At 73.0% G+C, this 15,035-nt stretch carries 16 protein-coding genes; 5 read left to right on the top strand and 11 right to left on the bottom strand.

Features of this window, described 5'->3' with window-relative positions:
* The first annotated feature begins 250 nt into the window (after nucleotides 1-250).
* Nucleotides 251-1,273, top strand: a complete 1,023-nt coding sequence (locus tag DS079_RS15365) for an aldo/keto reductase (protein ID WP_126988676.1) — start codon at nucleotides 251-253, stop codon at nucleotides 1,271-1,273.
* Nucleotides 1,274-1,472: 199 nt separating this feature from the next.
* On the opposite strand, the gene DS079_RS17185 is transcribed toward DS079_RS15365, so the two are convergent.
* The 3 genes from DS079_RS17185 to DS079_RS15355 form a co-directional block, all read right to left on the bottom strand.
* A complete protein-coding gene (locus DS079_RS17185) occupies nucleotides 1,473-1,616 on the bottom strand; it encodes a hypothetical protein (protein ID WP_164736286.1) in 144 nt (47 codons plus the stop codon).
* Between the two features lie 173 nt (nucleotides 1,617-1,789).
* The gene (locus tag DS079_RS15360) at nucleotides 1,790-2,368 is read right to left on the bottom strand and encodes a hypothetical protein (protein ID WP_126988675.1); all 579 of its coding nucleotides are present in this window, start codon (nucleotides 2,366-2,368) and stop codon (nucleotides 1,790-1,792) included.
* 44 nt (nucleotides 2,369-2,412) lie between these two features.
* Nucleotides 2,413-2,646, bottom strand: coding sequence for a hypothetical protein (locus tag DS079_RS15355; RefSeq protein WP_164736281.1), 234 nt, complete (start codon nucleotides 2,644-2,646; stop codon nucleotides 2,413-2,415).
* On the opposite strand from DS079_RS15355, the gene DS079_RS15350 reads away from it, so the two are divergent.
* Nucleotides 2,560-3,552 carry an aldo/keto reductase gene (locus DS079_RS15350; protein ID WP_271190712.1) on the top strand — a complete coding sequence of 331 codons (993 nt, stop codon included), beginning with the start codon at nucleotides 2,560-2,562 and terminating at the stop codon, nucleotides 3,550-3,552. The two genes, DS079_RS15355 and DS079_RS15350, sit on opposite strands and share 87 nt — an antisense overlap.
* A gap of 163 nt (nucleotides 3,553-3,715) precedes the next feature.
* Here DS079_RS15350 and DS079_RS15345 read toward each other — a convergent pair whose 3' ends face one another.
* From DS079_RS15345 to DS079_RS15325, 5 genes are all read right to left on the bottom strand, one after another.
* Complete coding sequence (locus DS079_RS15345) at nucleotides 3,716-5,890, bottom strand: sensor histidine kinase (protein WP_164736285.1); 2,175 nt, start codon at nucleotides 5,888-5,890, stop codon at nucleotides 3,716-3,718.
* Nucleotides 5,891-6,031: 141 nt separating this feature from the next.
* On the bottom strand, nucleotides 6,032-6,814 hold the full coding sequence (locus DS079_RS15340; RefSeq protein WP_126988673.1) for a hypothetical protein: 783 nt from the start codon (nucleotides 6,812-6,814) through the stop codon (nucleotides 6,032-6,034).
* Complete coding sequence (locus tag DS079_RS15335) at nucleotides 6,811-7,731, bottom strand: ABC transporter ATP-binding protein (RefSeq protein ID WP_126988672.1); 921 nt, start codon at nucleotides 7,729-7,731, stop codon at nucleotides 6,811-6,813. Before DS079_RS15335 ends, DS079_RS15340 begins: the two co-directional genes overlap by 4 nt.
* A 139-nt stretch (nucleotides 7,732-7,870) precedes the next feature.
* Nucleotides 7,871-8,572, bottom strand: coding sequence for a response regulator transcription factor (locus DS079_RS15330; protein ID WP_126988671.1), 702 nt, complete (start codon nucleotides 8,570-8,572; stop codon nucleotides 7,871-7,873).
* Nucleotides 8,569-9,300: a cytidylate kinase-like family protein gene (locus DS079_RS15325; RefSeq protein ID WP_164736284.1), complete on the bottom strand. Its 732-nt coding sequence runs from the start codon at nucleotides 9,298-9,300 to the stop codon at nucleotides 8,569-8,571. Before DS079_RS15325 ends, DS079_RS15330 begins: the two co-directional genes overlap by 4 nt.
* A gap of 161 nt (nucleotides 9,301-9,461) precedes the next feature.
* Between DS079_RS15325 and DS079_RS17180 the strand changes: the two genes are divergently transcribed.
* Nucleotides 9,462-9,638, top strand: a complete 177-nt coding sequence (locus tag DS079_RS17180; RefSeq protein WP_164736283.1) for a hypothetical protein — start codon at nucleotides 9,462-9,464, stop codon at nucleotides 9,636-9,638.
* A 7-nt stretch (nucleotides 9,639-9,645) separates the two neighbouring features.
* On the opposite strand, the gene DS079_RS15320 is transcribed toward DS079_RS17180, so the two are convergent.
* The 3 genes from DS079_RS15320 to DS079_RS15310 all read right to left on the bottom strand — a co-directional run bounded on the left by DS079_RS15320 (nucleotide 9,646) and on the right by DS079_RS15310 (nucleotide 12,775).
* Entirely contained in the window at nucleotides 9,646-10,581 is a 936-nt protein-coding gene (locus tag DS079_RS15320) for a response regulator transcription factor (protein ID WP_241237687.1), read from the bottom strand.
* Nucleotides 10,566-12,017, bottom strand: a complete 1,452-nt coding sequence (locus DS079_RS15315) for a histidine kinase (RefSeq protein ID WP_126988669.1) — start codon at nucleotides 12,015-12,017, stop codon at nucleotides 10,566-10,568. Before DS079_RS15315 ends, DS079_RS15320 begins: the two co-directional genes overlap by 16 nt.
* Before the next feature lie 71 nt (nucleotides 12,018-12,088).
* On the bottom strand, nucleotides 12,089-12,775 hold the full coding sequence (locus DS079_RS15310; RefSeq protein WP_126988668.1) for an NADPH-dependent F420 reductase: 687 nt from the start codon (nucleotides 12,773-12,775) through the stop codon (nucleotides 12,089-12,091).
* A gap of 111 nt (nucleotides 12,776-12,886) precedes the next feature.
* Between DS079_RS15310 and DS079_RS15305 the strand changes: the two genes are divergently transcribed.
* Together DS079_RS15305 and DS079_RS15300 are read left to right on the top strand one after the other, a co-directional pair.
* Nucleotides 12,887-13,804: a class II glutamine amidotransferase gene (locus DS079_RS15305; protein ID WP_126988667.1), complete on the top strand. Its 918-nt coding sequence runs from the start codon at nucleotides 12,887-12,889 to the stop codon at nucleotides 13,802-13,804.
* Nucleotides 13,801-14,880, top strand: a complete 1,080-nt coding sequence (locus tag DS079_RS15300) for a CPBP family glutamic-type intramembrane protease (RefSeq protein ID WP_126988666.1) — start codon at nucleotides 13,801-13,803, stop codon at nucleotides 14,878-14,880. Before DS079_RS15305 ends, DS079_RS15300 begins: the two co-directional genes overlap by 4 nt.
* The last annotated feature ends 155 nt before the right edge of the window (nucleotides 14,881-15,035 follow it).

The raw sequence follows: 15,035 nt of genomic DNA, 5'->3' as shown, positions 1-15,035 counted from the left end.
GTGCGTCTGCGACGGCGCTGTCCGGGCCCGCATCCGGAGTGGTTCGACGTCCCGTATCGCTTTTCTGGTACCGGACGTCGAACAACTGGGCCGGCTGCGGTATGTCTCGTCGACCGGGCGGGCAGCGGGGCGTTGTTCGTCGGCCGCGGGAGGGGTGCTCTGACAGGTCCTCCCATCGCGGCGCGTCACGGGCCAGCATGGACTCGTCGGGCGAGCGACGCCCGCACCATCGCAGCAGGAGGAGCACCGCATGGAGTACGTGAAGCTGGGCCGCACCGGACTGGACGTGTCGCGGCTGTGCCTGGGCACGATGGGTTTCGGCAGCGCCGAGCGCTGGATCCACAAGTGGGTCCTGGAGGAGGACGACTCCCGCCCCGTCATCAAGCACGCCCTCGACGCAGGCATCAACTTCTTCGACACCGCGAACGTGTACTCGATCGGCCGCAGCGAGGAGATCGTCGGCAAGGCCCTGGTCGACTACGCGAACCGCGACGAGATCGTGCTGGCCACGAAGGTGCACGGGACGATGCACGAGGGCCCCAACGGCGGCGGGCTCTCCCGCAAGGCGATCCTCGCCGAGGCGGAGGCGAGCCTGCGCCGGCTCGGCACCGACTACATCGACCTGTACATCATCCACCGCTGGGATCACACCGTCCCGATCGAGGAGACGATGCAGGCGCTGGATGACCTGGTCCGCTCTGGCAAGGTCCGCTACCTCGGGGCGTCGGCCATGTTCGCCTGGCAGTTCCTGCAGGCGCAGCACGTCGCCGAGGTGAACGGCTGGACGAAGTTCGTCTCGATGCAGAACCACTACAACCTCCTCTACCGCGAGGAGGAGCGGGAGATGATGCCGCTGCTGCGCGAGCTCGGCGTCGCCTCCACCCCGTACAGCCCGCTCGCCGCCGGCCGCCTCACCCGCGACTGGGACGCGGACACCGAGCGGGCCCGCACCGACCAGACGGCGAAGTCGAAGTACGACTCCACCGAGGACACCGACCGCGCCATCGTCGAGGCCGTCGCCCGCATCGCGAAGGAGCGCGGCGTGGAGCGCGTCCACGTGGCGCTGGCCTGGCTGCTCGCGAAGAACCCGGTGATCTCCCCGATCATCGGCGCGACCAGGACCTCGCACATCGACGGCGCGCTCGGCGCGCTCGACCTCGAGCTCACGGCCGACGAGATCGCCGCGCTCGAGGCGCCCTACGTCCCCCACAGGGTCGTCGGCGCGCTCGCCCCGGGCGAGTCCACCCTCGGCGCGGGAGCCCGGACTCGCTGAGGCCCGACGGTCCGGCCCGCCGCGTGCCTGCCCCGCCACCTCGTCGACATCTCGCGCGCCGCTGTGTTCGTCATGGAACGCAGCGGCGCACGAGGTGGGGGCGTGGCCGTGGAGCGACGGCGATGTGGCAAGGCGGATCAGGGCGTGACCGCCGCGCCTCTGGTGAAAGAGGTGCCGCGACCACGTCGTGATCTGCGGATCATCGTCGGACGGAGGGCTTCTTCCGCTGGCGCAATGCTGCGGCGGCGGAAACCGCATACAGCGCCCCGGCGATGGCTATAACGATGCCGAGAACCTGATTTCCTGGCACCGAGGCTTCGCCGAAACGGATCTCGGTGAACATTAGGACGAGTCCCGCAAGTGCGACTGCTCCTCCTGCGATCATCTTTTGAATACAACGCCATCGAAACTTCTCATATGCGCTGTGCATAAAAGCCCCCTTTCGGCGGGCGACATTGCCTGGGTAGCATCTGGCAATGCTATCCGCGGGTGTCACTGGTGGTGCTGCGAGGGGAGTCAGATGCCGCAGGCCATCAGTCCGCCGATCCCGCTCGCGGCGAGGGCGAACTCCTTGATCTCCTGCTCTGCGGTGCGTCCTGCGATTCCTCGTGCCCCCATGAAGATCCGCGCGACGGTGCGCGCACCGTACTTGCTGACGAGCTTCCCGAGTCGGATGGCGAGGTTGGCGATGCGTACAGTGGGGAAGACGGTCTGTGCGGCGAACCAGGCGATCGCTGCGACGCAGGCGGCGACGTTTGTGGCGCCCGCCGGCTGAGCCTCGGGCGAAGCGGCCTGGGACTCTGGTGACGCGGCCTGGGTCTCGGCGTCGATCTCGGCCGCGGAGGCGTTCAGTGACTCCAGCTTCGCCGCTTCCAGGGTGAAGCCCACACGATTGCCCTGCGCGTCGAGAACCTCATAGATGTTCGAGCCGTCATCGGCGGTGGCGACGGCGCTGCCGACTGACTGGCCGTCGGGGAGGTTCTTTCCGGAGGGTGCGGCAGATGCGACGCCCGTGGAGAGCGCGGTGGCGGGAGCGACGAGACAAGCCGCCATGAGTGTGCGGCGATTGATGAAATTCGAGGCGGCCTTCGGCATGGGGTTCTCCTTGTCGATATGCACTTCTCGTGTGATGCAGTTCATCAGCAATGCGCTGTCGACCGTAGACAGCCTCCCTGCGTCGCGTCAACCCCCGTTTCTCGCCGCCGGGCCTGCAGCAGGTGCCTAGTCGAATGGGCGACGAAGGCGCCGTCGCGGCGGATGATCCGGTCGACCTCGAGCTGCTGCGCGTGGTGGGTGTCGACGGAGAGCCCCGGCACCCACCACGGGCACTTGCGCGGGATCCAGGTGACCGCGCCGATGTCGAAGAACTCCATCCGCAGCCGAACGGTGCGCAGTTCCAGGATCTCCAGCCCCGCCGCTTCGACACCGCGAACGTGTACTCGATCGGCCGCAGCGAGGAGATCGTCGGCAAGGCCCTGGTCGACTACGCGAACCGCGACGAGATCGTGCTGGCCACGAAGGTGCACGGGACGATGCACGAGGGCCCCAACGGCGGCGGGCTCTCCCGCAAGGCGATCCTCGCCGAGGCGGAGGCGAGCCTGCGCCGGCTCGGCACCGACTACATCGACCTGTACATCATCCACCGCTGGGATCACACCGTCCCGATCGAGGAGACGATGCAGGCGCTGGATGACCTGGTCCGCTCTGGCAAGGTCCGCTACCTCGGGGCGTCGGCCATGTTCGCCTGGCAGTTCCTGCAGGCGCAGCACGTCGCCGAGGTGAACGGCTGGACGAAGTTCGTCTCGATGCAGAACCACTACAACCTCCTCTACCGCGAGGAGGAGCGGGAGATGATGCCGCTGCTGCGCGAGCTCGGCGTCGCCTCCACCCCGTACAGCCCGCTCGCCGCCGGCCGCCTCACCCGCGACTGGGACGCGGACACCGAGCGGGCCCGCACCGACCAGACGGCGAAGTCGAAGTACGACTCCACCGAGGACACCGACCGCGCCATCGTCGAGCAGGTCGCGAAGATCGCCGCAGACCGCGGCGTGGAGCGCGTCCACGTGGCGCTGGCCTGGCTGCTCGCGAAGAACCCGGTCGTCTCCCCGATCATCGGCGCGACCAAGACCTCGCACATCGACGGCGCGCTCGGCGCGCTCGACCTCGAGCTCACGGCCGACGAGATCGCCGCGCTCGAGGCGCCCTACGTCCCCCACAGGGTCGTCGGCGCGCTCGCCCCGGGCGAGTCGACCCTCGGCGCGGGAGCCAGGAACCGCTGAGGCCCGATCCACCGGTGAGCATCTCCGGTGGTGCGGCACCGTGGCGAGAAGTGGCGCTCCGCCAGCATCCGTCCCCGTATACGGAGTCGGTTGCCGGCTGAGCGCCACTGTGCGTACTCGCAGGCGGCAGACGCCGTGCCCGCGGGCCCGTCGCCGCCCGGGGTCACCGCCGCCGCGCGCGCAGCAGGTGCCTCGTCGAGTGGGCGACGAAGGCGCCGTCGCGGCGGATGATCCGGTCCACCTCGAGCAGCTGCGCGCGGTGGGTGTCGACCCCGAATCCCGGCACCCACCACGGGCACTTCCGCAGGATCCAGGCGACGGCGCCGATGTCGAAGAACTCCATCCGCAGCCGCGCGTATCCCCACTCGGGACGCTCCTCGGTGGCGCGGCCCGAGAGCCAGTCGAAGCCCCAGCCGTCCACGTCGGCCGCGGCGGCCTCGGTGATCAGGTCCTCGGCCGGACGCTCCCGGTCGGCCCGCTGCAGCCGTGCCCGCAGCGCCTCCCGCTCCTCCTCCGGCCAGGGCCCCGAGTCGCCGAGCGGGATCTCGGTGAGGTGCCGGCGCTGCGCCGGCGGGAGCGTGGTGACGAACCGGTCCGGGTCCTCCTGCGCCATGCCGTACAGCGCCGGGCCGTCGGCGTAGAACGGGTCGATCAGCACCAGGCGCCCGTCGGCCCCGCGCATCACGTTCGACGGGTTCGCATCCAGCGGACCGCACCAGGGCAGCTCCGCGAGCGCCGCCGTATGGACCCGGTGCACGACCTCAGAGACGCCGGCGAGCTCGCCGTCCCCGCGCCGCATCCGCTCGAAGAACTCCGTCGCCTCCTCCTCGCCGATGGGCAGCAGGAACTCCATGACCAGCAGGTCAGCGCCTCCGGCGAGGCGGCGGTGCAGGTCCAGGCGGGGCACGGCGCCGGTCGCGGCCGCCTCCTCGTAGAGGTGCGCGGTAAACGGGCCGACGGGGTCGAAGGGGCTGATCCGGGCCGCGGCCGTCCCGTCCGGGGAGGCGAGCGCGACGGCCCAGTCACCGGTGCCGCAGGGCGTCCAGCCCTCGCCGCGCAGCACCCGCTCCACCTCGCGGTAGTGGGTCTCGGGGCCGACGGTGTCAAGGGCGGAGGGGAGGGGCGCGCGCGGGGGAGGTGCGTCGGGGGCTGGTGCGGCAGGCATGGACGGGAGGCTATCGGCGCTGCGGTGACGGGGCACGGGGATATCCCGCACGCGAGGTCGCGCAGCACGCCCGTTCCGCCTCAGCGCCGCCATGTTGTGGAGCGCTGTGTTCCACGCCTGGAACACAGCGCTCCACAACATGGGGGGGGGGCGGGGGGCGGGGGGGCGGGGGCGAGGGGAGCGCGTCGACGGTGCTTCGGCCGACGGGATCCGCGCGCGGATCTCGAGCGTCGCCGCGACCGGGTCGTGCACGGCGGCGACCGTGCCGCCGAGGCCCGTGACCAGCACCTCCACGATCGACAGGCCGAGTCCGCTGGTGCGGGCGGAGCGGGAGGCGTCGGCCGTGAAGAAGCGGTCGAACAGGCGGGCGGTGTCGATCTCGGCATCGGGGGCGACGCCGTTGCGGAAGCGGAGCTCGACCCCGGTCGTCGGCCCGCTGCCTGCGGTCGACCCGGTGCCCGGCGTTGGCGCGATGTCCGCTTCGGTGCCCCCAGGCCCCGCCCCGCCCCACGCCGCGACCTCGACGGCGAGCGTCCCGCGGCCGTGCTGGACGGCGTTGCGGCCCAGGTTCTGCACGATGCGGGTGAGCATCTCGCGGTCGGTGGCGAGCACGAGCCCCGTCGGCGGATCGAGCTGCACCTCGAGCCCGGCGCCCTCGATCTCGCCGCTCATCCCCAGCAGCACCTCGCCCATCAGCAGGCCGACGTCGAGACGCTCGACCTCCTGGCGCGGCTCGGCGTCCAGCAGGTAGGCGTACTCGTACAGCCGGTCCACCAGGGCGCCGAGCTCGACGGTCTGTCGGTGCGCGGCGGCGAGGCGCTCGCGCTGGACGGCGTCGAGTTCGGTGCGCTCCAACAGCTGGAGGTAGCCGCGCACCGAGGTCAGCGGGGTGCGCAGGTCGTGGGAGACGTCCGCGATGAAGGAGCGGATCCGCCGCTCCTCGGCGCGGGTGCGGGTCGAGGCCTGCCGGGCCTGCTCCACGGTCTTGTTGACCCGGGCGGTGAGCTGCTCGAGCTGCGGGACCACGAGCGCGAGCGTCACCGCGGAGGGGGATTCCTGCCCGGCGCGCTCCTCGAGCCGGCGCCGTACCACTGCGATCTGCCGCAGCACCACCACGAGATACGCGGCGGTGCCCAGCCACAGCACGGCGAGGACCACGAGCAGGACCGTCATCGGGCCTCCCTGGTCGGCGTGTCCCCGGGGCGACAGGGGCGGGGCGGGTCCGGCCATGATCCCAGACCCGCCCCGCACGGCGCGGCCACCCGGACGGCGCCGCCCGCGGGCGGCCCCGCGCGGCGAGGCCTCGGCCCCGGCTCACTTCACGTCGGCCCGGCGGAAGAGCAGCCAGGACACCAGTCCCATCAGCGCGATGAACACGAGCGAGACGGCGAGGGTGCCCACCAGGTCGCCGCCGGTGGCGTCGAGGCCCGGCACGTGGTCGCGGGCGAAGGGGGTCAGACGCACGAGCGCGTCGAGGCCCTCGACGTCGGCCGCGGTGGAGCCGATCAGGTCCGCGAGGAAGCCCCACACGAAGCCGATCGCCATCACCACCAGCGGGCGCCGCAGCACGAACGCGAGCGGCAGGCACACCGAGAGCTTCGCCGTGGTGAGCACGGCCATGGTCGCGGTGATCGCGAGGATCTCGCCCACGCGGCCGCCGTCGAGACCGCCGCCGGCGGCGAGCAGCTGCGAGAACGCGGTGGGGATCGCCGGGGCGAACTCCTGCTCGGTCGCGAGGCCTATCAGCACCGCGATCCCGTAGGGGAGGGACAGGGCGGTCACGGCCGCGGCGGTCAGCACCGTCTTCGCGCCGACGAACGCTCCGCGCCCGGAGGCGAGCAGGGAGTTGTGCACGGACGTGGTCTCGAAGGGCTGGGCGACCAGCGCCCCGAACAGCAACGGCCCCATCAGCGAGACCATCAGCGCGTCGCTGAGCACCTGCACGCCGCTGGCCGCCTCGGGGCCGAGGTCGCCGGCGGCGAGGCTGTGCTGCAGCACGGTGTACAGCGCCGCGGCGAGCACGGCGACGGCGAGGCAGATCAGGACGGGGCCGGTGCGGCCGATGGCGTAGAGGTCTGCGCGCAGCTGGTTGATCATGCTCTCTCTCCTCCGATCACGGACAGGAAGAACGATTCGAGGCTCTCGCCCTCGCGGGCCAGGCGCGTGGGCCACACGTCGGCGGCGACGAGGGTGCGCAGCACCTGCTCGGCGCGGTCGGCGTGGTGGGGCAGACGCACGGTCCCGCCGGGCATGACCCGCGCCTCCGCGTCCGGCCAGGCCTCCTCGAGCGCGGTGAGCAGGGCGGCGGGATCAGCGGCGGCGACCTCGAGGTACTGCTGGGTCTGGGCCTCGAGCTCCTCGAGGGTGAGGGTCATGCGCAGCTCGCCGCCCTCGACGATGAGGTAGTCGGTCGCGGTCTGGAACAGCTCGGGCAGGTTGTGGCTGGAGATCAGCACGGTCATCCCGCGCTCCTCCGCCAGCGAGCGCACCAGGCGCCGCACCTCGACCACGCCCTGCGGGTCCAGGCCGTTGACGGGCTCGTCGAGGATCAGCAGCTCCGGGTCCGCGATCAGGGCGAGGGCGATCCCGAGCCGCTGGCGCATGCCGAGGGAGAAGTCGCGGACCTTCTTCCGGCCCGTCCCGGCGAGGCCCACGAGCTCGAGCAGACGCTCCTCGACGCGGGGATCGGGCACGCCGCGCAGCAGCCGGTGCAGGTGCATGTTCTGCCGCGCGGTCATCCCGCCGTGCAGGGACGGGGACTCGATGAGGGTGCCGATCCGGGCGAGGTCGGCGGTGCGGGGGCGCTCGGCGTCGGCACCGAACAGCTCGATGCTCCCGGAGTTCGGTATCGACAGCCCTGCGATCAGCCGCATCAGCGTGGTCTTGCCGGCGCCGTTGCGGCCGATCAGCCCGTAGATCCGCCCGCGCTCGAGGCGGATGCTCATCGCGTGCACGGCGGCGTGGTCGCCGTAGTGCTTGGTGAGGTCCCGGGTTCTCAGGACGGTCTCGCTCATGCCGGGCTCCCTTCTGGCTCGTGGTGTCGGGGACGACGCTACGGAGAAGAGGTCGGGCAGGCGTGAGGAGCGGGGCGGAGAAGGTCAGGAAAGCGTGAAGATCGGCGCGGCCGACGGCGCAGATGCCCCGACCGACGGGTCAGAGCGCGCGCAGCCGGTACCCGAGCCCCCACACGGTCTCGATGGGGTCCAGCGCCGGCGCGGCCTCGCGCAGCTTGCCGCGCAGGTTCGAGACGTGGGTCTTCACCGCCGCGTCGTCGCCGACGAACGGCTCCTCCCACACCGCCTCGTAGATCCGGGGCCGGGAGAAGACCTGCCCCGGCGAGGCCAGCAGCAGGTACAGCAGCCGCAGCTCGGTCGCGGTCAGCGCGACCTCGGCCCCGTCCATCCGCACGCGCGCGGCGGCGGGGTCGAGGGAGAGGGGCCCGTGGACAAGCGGGGCGGGCTTGGCGGCGGCGGGCGGGGCGGAGCGGCGCAGCAGCGCCTCGACCCGGGCGGTGAGCTCGGCGAGGTCGAAGGGCTTGGTCACGTAGTCGTCGGCGCCCAGGCGCAGCATGTCCACCTTGGTGTAGACGGCGTCCTTCGCGGACAGCACCAGCACCGGCACCTCGCCCGCGCGGCGGATCTCCGCCAGCAGCACCGACCCGTCCACGTGCGGGAGCATCAGGTCCAGCACCACCAGGTCGACGCCCGCGGCCTCGCGGCCCGGGGCGAGCGCGGCACGGGCGGCGAGCCCGTCGGCGGCGGTGAGAACCTCGTGCCCCTCGTCGCGCAGGGCCTCGACGAGCAGGGCGCGGACGTCGGGGGAGTCCTCGACGACGAGGACGCGGGAGGCGGTCACCGGGCGGAGCCCGGCCCCGTCACCGCATGGACGATCGCCTCGACGGCGGCGTCCTGGGAGAGGCGCGAGGTGTTCAGGACCATGTCGTAATTCTCCACCGCGCTCGGGTCCCAGCCGTACAGCGACTTCGACATGTCCACCCGCACCTGGTCCTCCCGCTTCTGCCGCCTGGCCGCGCGGTCGTGGGAGATCCCGGCGCGCTCGGCGGCGCGGGCGATGCGGGTCTCCGGATCGGCGGTGAGCAGCACGTGGAGGGTGCGGGGCCGGTCCGCGAGCAGCACGGTGGCGTTCCGGCCGACGATCACCCCGCCCTCTTCGGCGCAGCGGTGCACGGTCGCGTCGTTCTCGGCGATGAGCGTGCGCTTCTGCTCCTGGGTGTCGATGATGTCGCGGCCGTCGAACCCGCCGTACATCCCGCCCATCGCGGAGAACACCTGCGCCAGCGCCAGGCTGGACTCGATCTGCGCGGCCTGTTGCTCGGCGGAGGGGCCCCGGTCGCGGCCGTCGGACTCGATCTCCTCGGAGCTGAAGGCCTGCTGGTGGTAGGGCAGGGCGAGCCGCTCGGCGACCTCGCGGCCGATCGCGTCGGCCCCGGCCCCGAAATGCTCCCAGAGGGTGACCACCGGGAGCGGGCCCTCGACCCCGGGCGCTGCCGCGCGATGCGTCCCGCCCGCGGCGGGCGTCGCGGCGCCGGTGCTCCCGGCCGGACTGCCGTCGTCCCGGTCCATGACAACCTCCCCATCGAGATCAGGACTCCAGGATACGAGGGTTCTGTCGTGGGTGGCATCGTTCCCGGTCAGGGCGGCCTGTACTACCATTCGGCGGGTCAGGCCAGGGCGAGGGAAGGACCACGGATGCCGACGTCGACGCGGAGCACGGAGGTGGCGGCATGAGCACCGCCGTCGTGCTGCTGTTCCTGCTCTCCGGCATGCTGATGTTCGCGACGATCATCTCGCTCTACGCCACCGTCGTGACCTCGAAGAGCAAGAACGTGCCCACGTGGGTGTGGGGCCTCGGCGCCGCGTGCCTGGTCGTCGCCTTCGCCGCCGTGGTCCTGATGAACTGAGGCGCTCTCAGCCGCCGAGCTCGAGCACCGCGATCGCGAGCTGCACGCGGTTGGTGACCTGCAGCTTCTGGTAGAGCCGGCCCAGGTGGGTCTTCACCGTCGCGACCGACATGAACAGGCTCGCGCCGATCTCCGGGTTCGCGAGCCCCTGCGCGACCAGCCGCGCCACGTCCCACTCCCGCTCGGTGATCCCCTCGGGCGCGGGGGAGAGGGAAGCCTCGGCCGACGGGGATCCCGCCGACGGGGATGACGGTCCCGCCCCTGCGGCCGACGCGACGCCCGCTCCGCCGAGGGAGTTGGTGGCGGTCCGGTGGAAGTCGCCGTTCGCGGTCCCGCTGATGTGCGGGCCGGCCGCTCGTCCGCTGCCGGATGCGCCGCGCCCTTCGCTGCTGCCCGAGACGCCGACCGAACCCCCGTCGGCCGCGAGGCGGACCAGGCGGCGCAGCACCTCGGGGGAGAAGCGGGGCCGCTGGGCGGCGGCGGCGAGCACCGCCTCGACCACCTCCTCGGGCGGGGAGTCCTTGAGCAGGAAGCCCTCCGCCCCGGACCGCAGCGCCTCGAGCAGGAACTCGTCGGTGTCGAAGGCGGTCAGCATCACCACCCGCGCCTGGTCGCCGCGCTCGCGCAGCGCGGCGAGGGCCTCGAGCCCGGTCATGCGCGGCATGCGGATGTCCATCAGCACCACGTCCGGGCCGAGCCCGGCGACCTGCTCGAGGGCGGCGTGCCCGTCGGCCGCCTCGCCGATCACCTCGATGCCGCGCGCCCCGTCGATCATCAGGCGCAGGCCGGAGCGCATCAGCGCCTCGTCGTCCACCAGCAGCACCCGCACCGGGGCCGCGCCGCCCTGGTCCCCCGGGCCGTCCGTGCCGCCCGGGCTGTCCGTGCCGCTGCTGTCGCAGGCGCCTCGGTGCGCGCCCGATCCGTCGTTCACCATGGCAGCCATGCTTCCATCTCGAAGGTGCCGTGCTCGGTGCGCGTCCAGCGGGCCCCGCCGCCGAGCAGGCGCGCTCGCTCCTCGACGCCGATGAGGCCGTGGCCGGTCGACAGGGGCTGTGCCTCACCGGTCAGCGGGTTCTCGACCGTCAGCGTCACCTGCTCGGCCCGCCGGGCGAGGAGCGCGGTGACCGGGGCGCCCGGTGCGTGCTTGGCCGCGTTGGTCAGCGCCTCGCCGAGGATGCGGGCGAGCGCGACGACGGTGCCGCGTCCGAGCTGCTCGAGTTCGGCCAGGTCCAGTCCGTCGAGTTCGAGGGAGACCTCCTGTCCACCGTCCCGCGCCCGCTCCACCGTCTCCTCGAGGGTGGGGGCGGTGGCGAGCGGCGCGGCGTCGTCGGCGGCGTGGTCGTCGGCGGTGCGCAGTGCGATGAGCACCTCGCGCAGCTCCCGGTTCGCGTGCTGGGCGGCGTCGCGAACCGTCCGCGCGGTCTCGCGCAGCGTCGCGGGGTCGAGGTCCTCGCGATAGGCCATCGCGCCCGCGTGCATGGCGATCGAGGCGAGGTGGTGGGAGACGCTGTCGTGCATGTCGCGGGCCAGCGCCGCCCGCTCCTCCGCCCGCACCTGGGCGCTCTCCGCATCGCGGCCGCGCCGCAGGGCGTCGGCCTCCCGCTGCGCCGACAGCCCGGCCTGCTCGGCCGAGCGCCGGGCCTGGTCCGCGGAGGATCGGGCCTGCTCGGCGGCGACCCGCTCGCGCTCGGCGGCGATCCGTTCCCGCTCCGCGGAGGCGCGCTCGCGCTCGGCGGCGTCCGCGCGCTCGCGCAGCGTGCGGATCAGCTCGTGACGGGTGCCGACCACGCGGCCGATCAGCAGCGGCACGAGGGCGCCGATGATCATCACCCCGAGCGCGGTGGCGACGTAGCGCGGATCGTCGTCGCCCCGAAGCCGCATGTCGAGCGTCAGCCAGGCCATGGCGGTCACGCCGAGCAGCGCCACCGCGGCGACGTCCAGTCCCAGTCGGCGCCGCAGCCCGAGCCGGTACAGGGCGATCGCTGCCGCAGGCACGCTCCACACGCTCAGCCCGGCTACGGTCGTGATCAGCAGGTGGGCCGTCGCATGGAGCCGGCCCGGGCGCAGGAGGCGCAGCGGGCCGATCACGACCGTCGCCGCGACCCCGATCAGCGCGTCGACAGCCACCATCGCCACCAGCCCCTCGGGCGGCGCGTCGTCGAACTCGAACAGCAGCTCGCCGAGCACCATCAGGAACATCAGGCAGCCGAGTCCCAGGCAGAGCAGCGTCTGCAGGGCGGCTATCACCCAGCCGCGCACGCTGCGCCACGACGGCGTCCCCGGCTCGAGAGGCACCGCCGTCTTCGGCGGCGTCTCGGGGGCGGGCGACGCGACCGTCTCCTGCGGCGTGGCGGGGCCGACGGGCCGGTGCGTGGTCATGGCCCCAGGGTAGGGACGAGTCGGGGCTCGACGGATCGTCCGTGCGGTCGACTCCGTGCGGAGGATCCGGCTCAGGCCCGGGCGCCGAGCGCGGCCATGACCTCCCGGCCACGGTCCGTCCCCGGGAACCGCTCCACGATCTCCCGCAGGGCGTCCGCATCGGTGCTCGCCCCGAACGCCTCGGTGAAGGGCTGCAGGCGCACCCCCTCGCCGAGCTCCCCGATCAGCACCGGGTCGAAGCCGAGGCCGTCGACGAGGCGCGCGACCTCGTCGGTCGCGGGGGAGGGGCCGGCGATCCCGATCGCGGCGCGGGGCGCGGGCCGATGGGCGAGGTCCTCGAGATCGTGATACCCCATGTGGTTGAACGCCTTGACCACGGTCGCGTCCGGCAGCTGCTCCTGGATGAACACGCTGGTGGAGGCGCTGGGGGAGGAGAACTCCTCGATCTGGCCGTCGGTCTCCCACCAGTAGTTCATCGCGTCGATCACGACCTTCCCCTCCAAGGCGTCGGCGGGGATGGTGGCGTGCTTGCCCAGCGGCAGCGCGAGGATCACGAGGTCAGCGCGCTCGGCCGCCTCACGGGCGGTGACGGGCTGAGCGCCCGGGGCCAGGAACTGGGTGATCAGCGCGATCTTCGCGGGATCGCCGGAGCCGGCGATCAGCACCTCATGACCGGCGGCGACCGCGAGGCGGGCCAGGACCGTGCCGACCTTCCCGGCGCCGAGGATCCCGAGCGTGAGGCGAGAGGAGTGGTTCATGCCCGCAGGAACGCGGCCGGCCGCGCAGGCCTTCCCGGAGGTGATGGGTCTTGCCCCCGGGTGTCGGCCCTCACGGCGCTCACAGGCCTCCCGCTCTACAGTGGAGGCGTCATGTGCCGACTCCTCGCCCTCCATTCCGACCAGCCCATCACCGCCGACTTCTGGCTGCTGGACGCCCCCTACTCGTTGCTCCGCCAGTCCCGCTTCAACGCCGATGGGACGGGGCTGGGCTGGATCGACGAGCACGGTGCCCCGCAGGTCGCGAAGAAGCCCGTGGCCGCCTACGCCTCCGAGCGCTTCGGGCAGATCGCCACTGCGGTGCGGTCCCGCGCGATGATCGCGCACGTGCGGCTCTCCTCCGGCACCGGGCACAGCGACGAGAACACCCATCCCTTCCTGCAGGACGGGATCCTCTCCGCCCACAACGGCGTGCTCGAGGTGACCGAGCAGATGAAGGAGCGGGTGCGCGCGCTCGGCGCCGCACATCACGTCCGCGGCGTCACCGACAGCGAGTGGATGGCCGCGCTGATCACCGGGGAGGTCGCCGCGCACGACGGCGACCTGCACGACGGCGTCGTCGCGGCGCTGGACTGGATCGCGCGGAACGTGCCCGTGTACTCGGTGAACGTGCTGGTGCTGAAGGACGAGGAGCTGATCGCGGTGCGTCTGCCCGCCACCAACGAGCTGTGGGTGCTGGAGCGGGAGGCGACCACGGCAGCGCCCCGCGAGGCGCTGGACCAGTCCTCCGCCACGCTGCGCACCCGCAGCGAGGACCTCGCCGGCATCGACTCGGTGGTGATCGCCTCCGAGCCGATGGATGATGACCCCGCCTGGCGTCTCATGGACTCCGGCGAGCTGCTGCACCTCGCGGCCGACGGCTCCATGCACCGCGAGCGCCCCTTCGGCCCCGTCGCCCAGCCGCTGGCGCTGGAGGACCTCGGCCTCTCCGCCGCCGCGTCCCAGGCGCATGCGGCCCAGGACCAGGCGCAGCAGGAGCGTCGCCGCCGCCTCGCCGAGCGCGCCGCATGAGCGCCGCGAGCTCCGGCTCGGCCGGCGCCGCCGCGCCCGACAGCACCCCCGACGCCGCACCGTCGGACGCCCCCGCGACGGCGTACCACCGCCTCGCCGCCCTCCGCCCGGCCTGGTCCCGGCCCGCGAAGCCGCTGCTCAGCCTCGGCGCGGCCCTCCTCGCCTATGTGGTGCTCAGCTCCGTCGTGCTGGTCACCGCGGTGCTGCTGCTCGCGGTGGTGCCCGGCGTGAACATCGCCCGCGGCGTCACCAGCGGCGACCCGACCAGCCCCCTGGACGTCGGCCTGGCGCTGGCGATGGGCGCGATGTGGCTGCCGGCGGGGATCGTCGGCGTGCGCGTGGGCGGCTGGCGACCGCTCGGCACCGCCTGGTCGGTCGCGGCCCGTCTGCGCCCGGACCGCTCCCTGCTGCTCGCCGGAGCCGGGGGAGGGCTCGCGGTGGTCGTGCTCGCCGCGCTCGCCGGCATGCTCGCCGGAGCCCCCGACGCCGCCGGGGCCGGCGCCTCGATCCCGCAGCTGCTGCTGGTGGTGCTGCTGGTGCTGGTCCTCGCCCCGGTGCAGGCGATCGGACTCGAGCTGAGCCTGCGCGGCACCGTGATGCAGGCGCTCGGCACCTGGCTGCGCAGCCCCGCCCTGCCCGTCCTCGCCGGCACCGCCGTGATGCTGATCGGCCGGGATCTCACCCCGGCTGTGCTGCTTCCCGCGCTCGCCCTCGGCCTCAGCGCCGGAGTGCTCGCCTGGAAGACGGGCGGGCTCGAGCTGCCGATCGCGCTGACCACCACGCTCACCCTTCTCGCGCACCTGGTCGGGGCCTTCGGCGCGGGCAGCGGCGCGGGCGCCGGCGTCGGCGCGGTCGGGGCGGCCTCCGCCGCGCCGGGCACCTCCGCCGCTGCGCTTTCCGTCCCTGCCGCGAGCGCGCCCGAGGCCGCGCTCGCCGGCGGGATCACGGGCGCGATCGCGCTGCTGCTGCTCACCGGTCTGCTCGTGGTGTGGATCGGCCGACGCGACGGCGTGCGCCTGCTCGAGCCCGTCGCCCGCCCCGCAGGGCTCGAGGCCCCGGCGCCCGTGCACATCTGAGGTCTCCGCGGCGCCGGCACACTCGCGCGGTGACCTGCGCGGGAAGGGCCACACTGACTGCGGGGCGAGTGCGGAGCGGCCGCCGGGCGTGCTCCGCGTACCCGGCGACGGGTCTGGACATCCAGGTTTTACTACGTTGGAATAGTCGCGGCGCG

Origin of the sequence: Brachybacterium paraconglomeratum (genome assembly GCF_003994255.1) — a bacterium.
In the GTDB taxonomy this organism is placed as follows: Bacteria; Actinomycetota; Actinomycetes; order Actinomycetales; family Dermabacteraceae; genus Brachybacterium; species Brachybacterium conglomeratum.
Note: the sequence above shows the minus strand (reverse complement) of the source record. Positions and strands in the feature narration are given on the sequence as shown.

Bases quoted from the DNA above. Each gene is read 5' to 3' on its own strand.
- DS079_RS15365 (WP_126988676.1), top strand. From the start codon at position 251: ATGGAGTACGTGAAGCTGGGCCGCACCGGACTGGACGTGTCGCGGCTG.
- DS079_RS17185 (WP_164736286.1), bottom strand. From the start codon at position 1,616: ATGTTCACCGAGATCCGTTTCGGCGAAGCCTCGGTGCCAGGAAATCAG.
- DS079_RS15360 (WP_126988675.1), bottom strand. From the start codon at position 2,368: ATGCCGAAGGCCGCCTCGAATTTCATCAATCGCCGCACACTCATGGCG.
- DS079_RS15355 (WP_164736281.1), bottom strand. From the start codon at position 2,646: ATGGAGTTCTTCGACATCGGCGCGGTCACCTGGATCCCGCGCAAGTGC.
- DS079_RS15345 (WP_164736285.1), bottom strand. From the start codon at position 5,890: ATGACGGTCCTGCTCGTGGTCCTCGCCGTGCTGTGGCTGGGCACCGCC.
- DS079_RS15340 (WP_126988673.1), bottom strand. From the start codon at position 6,814: ATGATCAACCAGCTGCGCGCAGACCTCTACGCCATCGGCCGCACCGGC.
- DS079_RS15335 (WP_126988672.1), bottom strand. From the start codon at position 7,731: ATGAGCGAGACCGTCCTGAGAACCCGGGACCTCACCAAGCACTACGGC.
- DS079_RS15325 (WP_164736284.1), bottom strand. From the start codon at position 9,300: ATGGACCGGGACGACGGCAGTCCGGCCGGGAGCACCGGCGCCGCGACG.
- DS079_RS17180 (WP_164736283.1), top strand. From the start codon at position 9,462: ATGAGCACCGCCGTCGTGCTGCTGTTCCTGCTCTCCGGCATGCTGATG.
- DS079_RS15320 (WP_241237687.1), bottom strand. From the start codon at position 10,581: ATGGCTGCCATGGTGAACGACGGATCGGGCGCGCACCGAGGCGCCTGC.
- DS079_RS15315 (WP_126988669.1), bottom strand. From the start codon at position 12,017: ATGACCACGCACCGGCCCGTCGGCCCCGCCACGCCGCAGGAGACGGTC.
- DS079_RS15310 (WP_126988668.1), bottom strand. From the start codon at position 12,775: ATGAACCACTCCTCTCGCCTCACGCTCGGGATCCTCGGCGCCGGGAAG.
- DS079_RS15305 (WP_126988667.1), top strand. From the start codon at position 12,887: ATGTGCCGACTCCTCGCCCTCCATTCCGACCAGCCCATCACCGCCGAC.
- DS079_RS15300 (WP_126988666.1), top strand. From the start codon at position 13,801: ATGAGCGCCGCGAGCTCCGGCTCGGCCGGCGCCGCCGCGCCCGACAGC.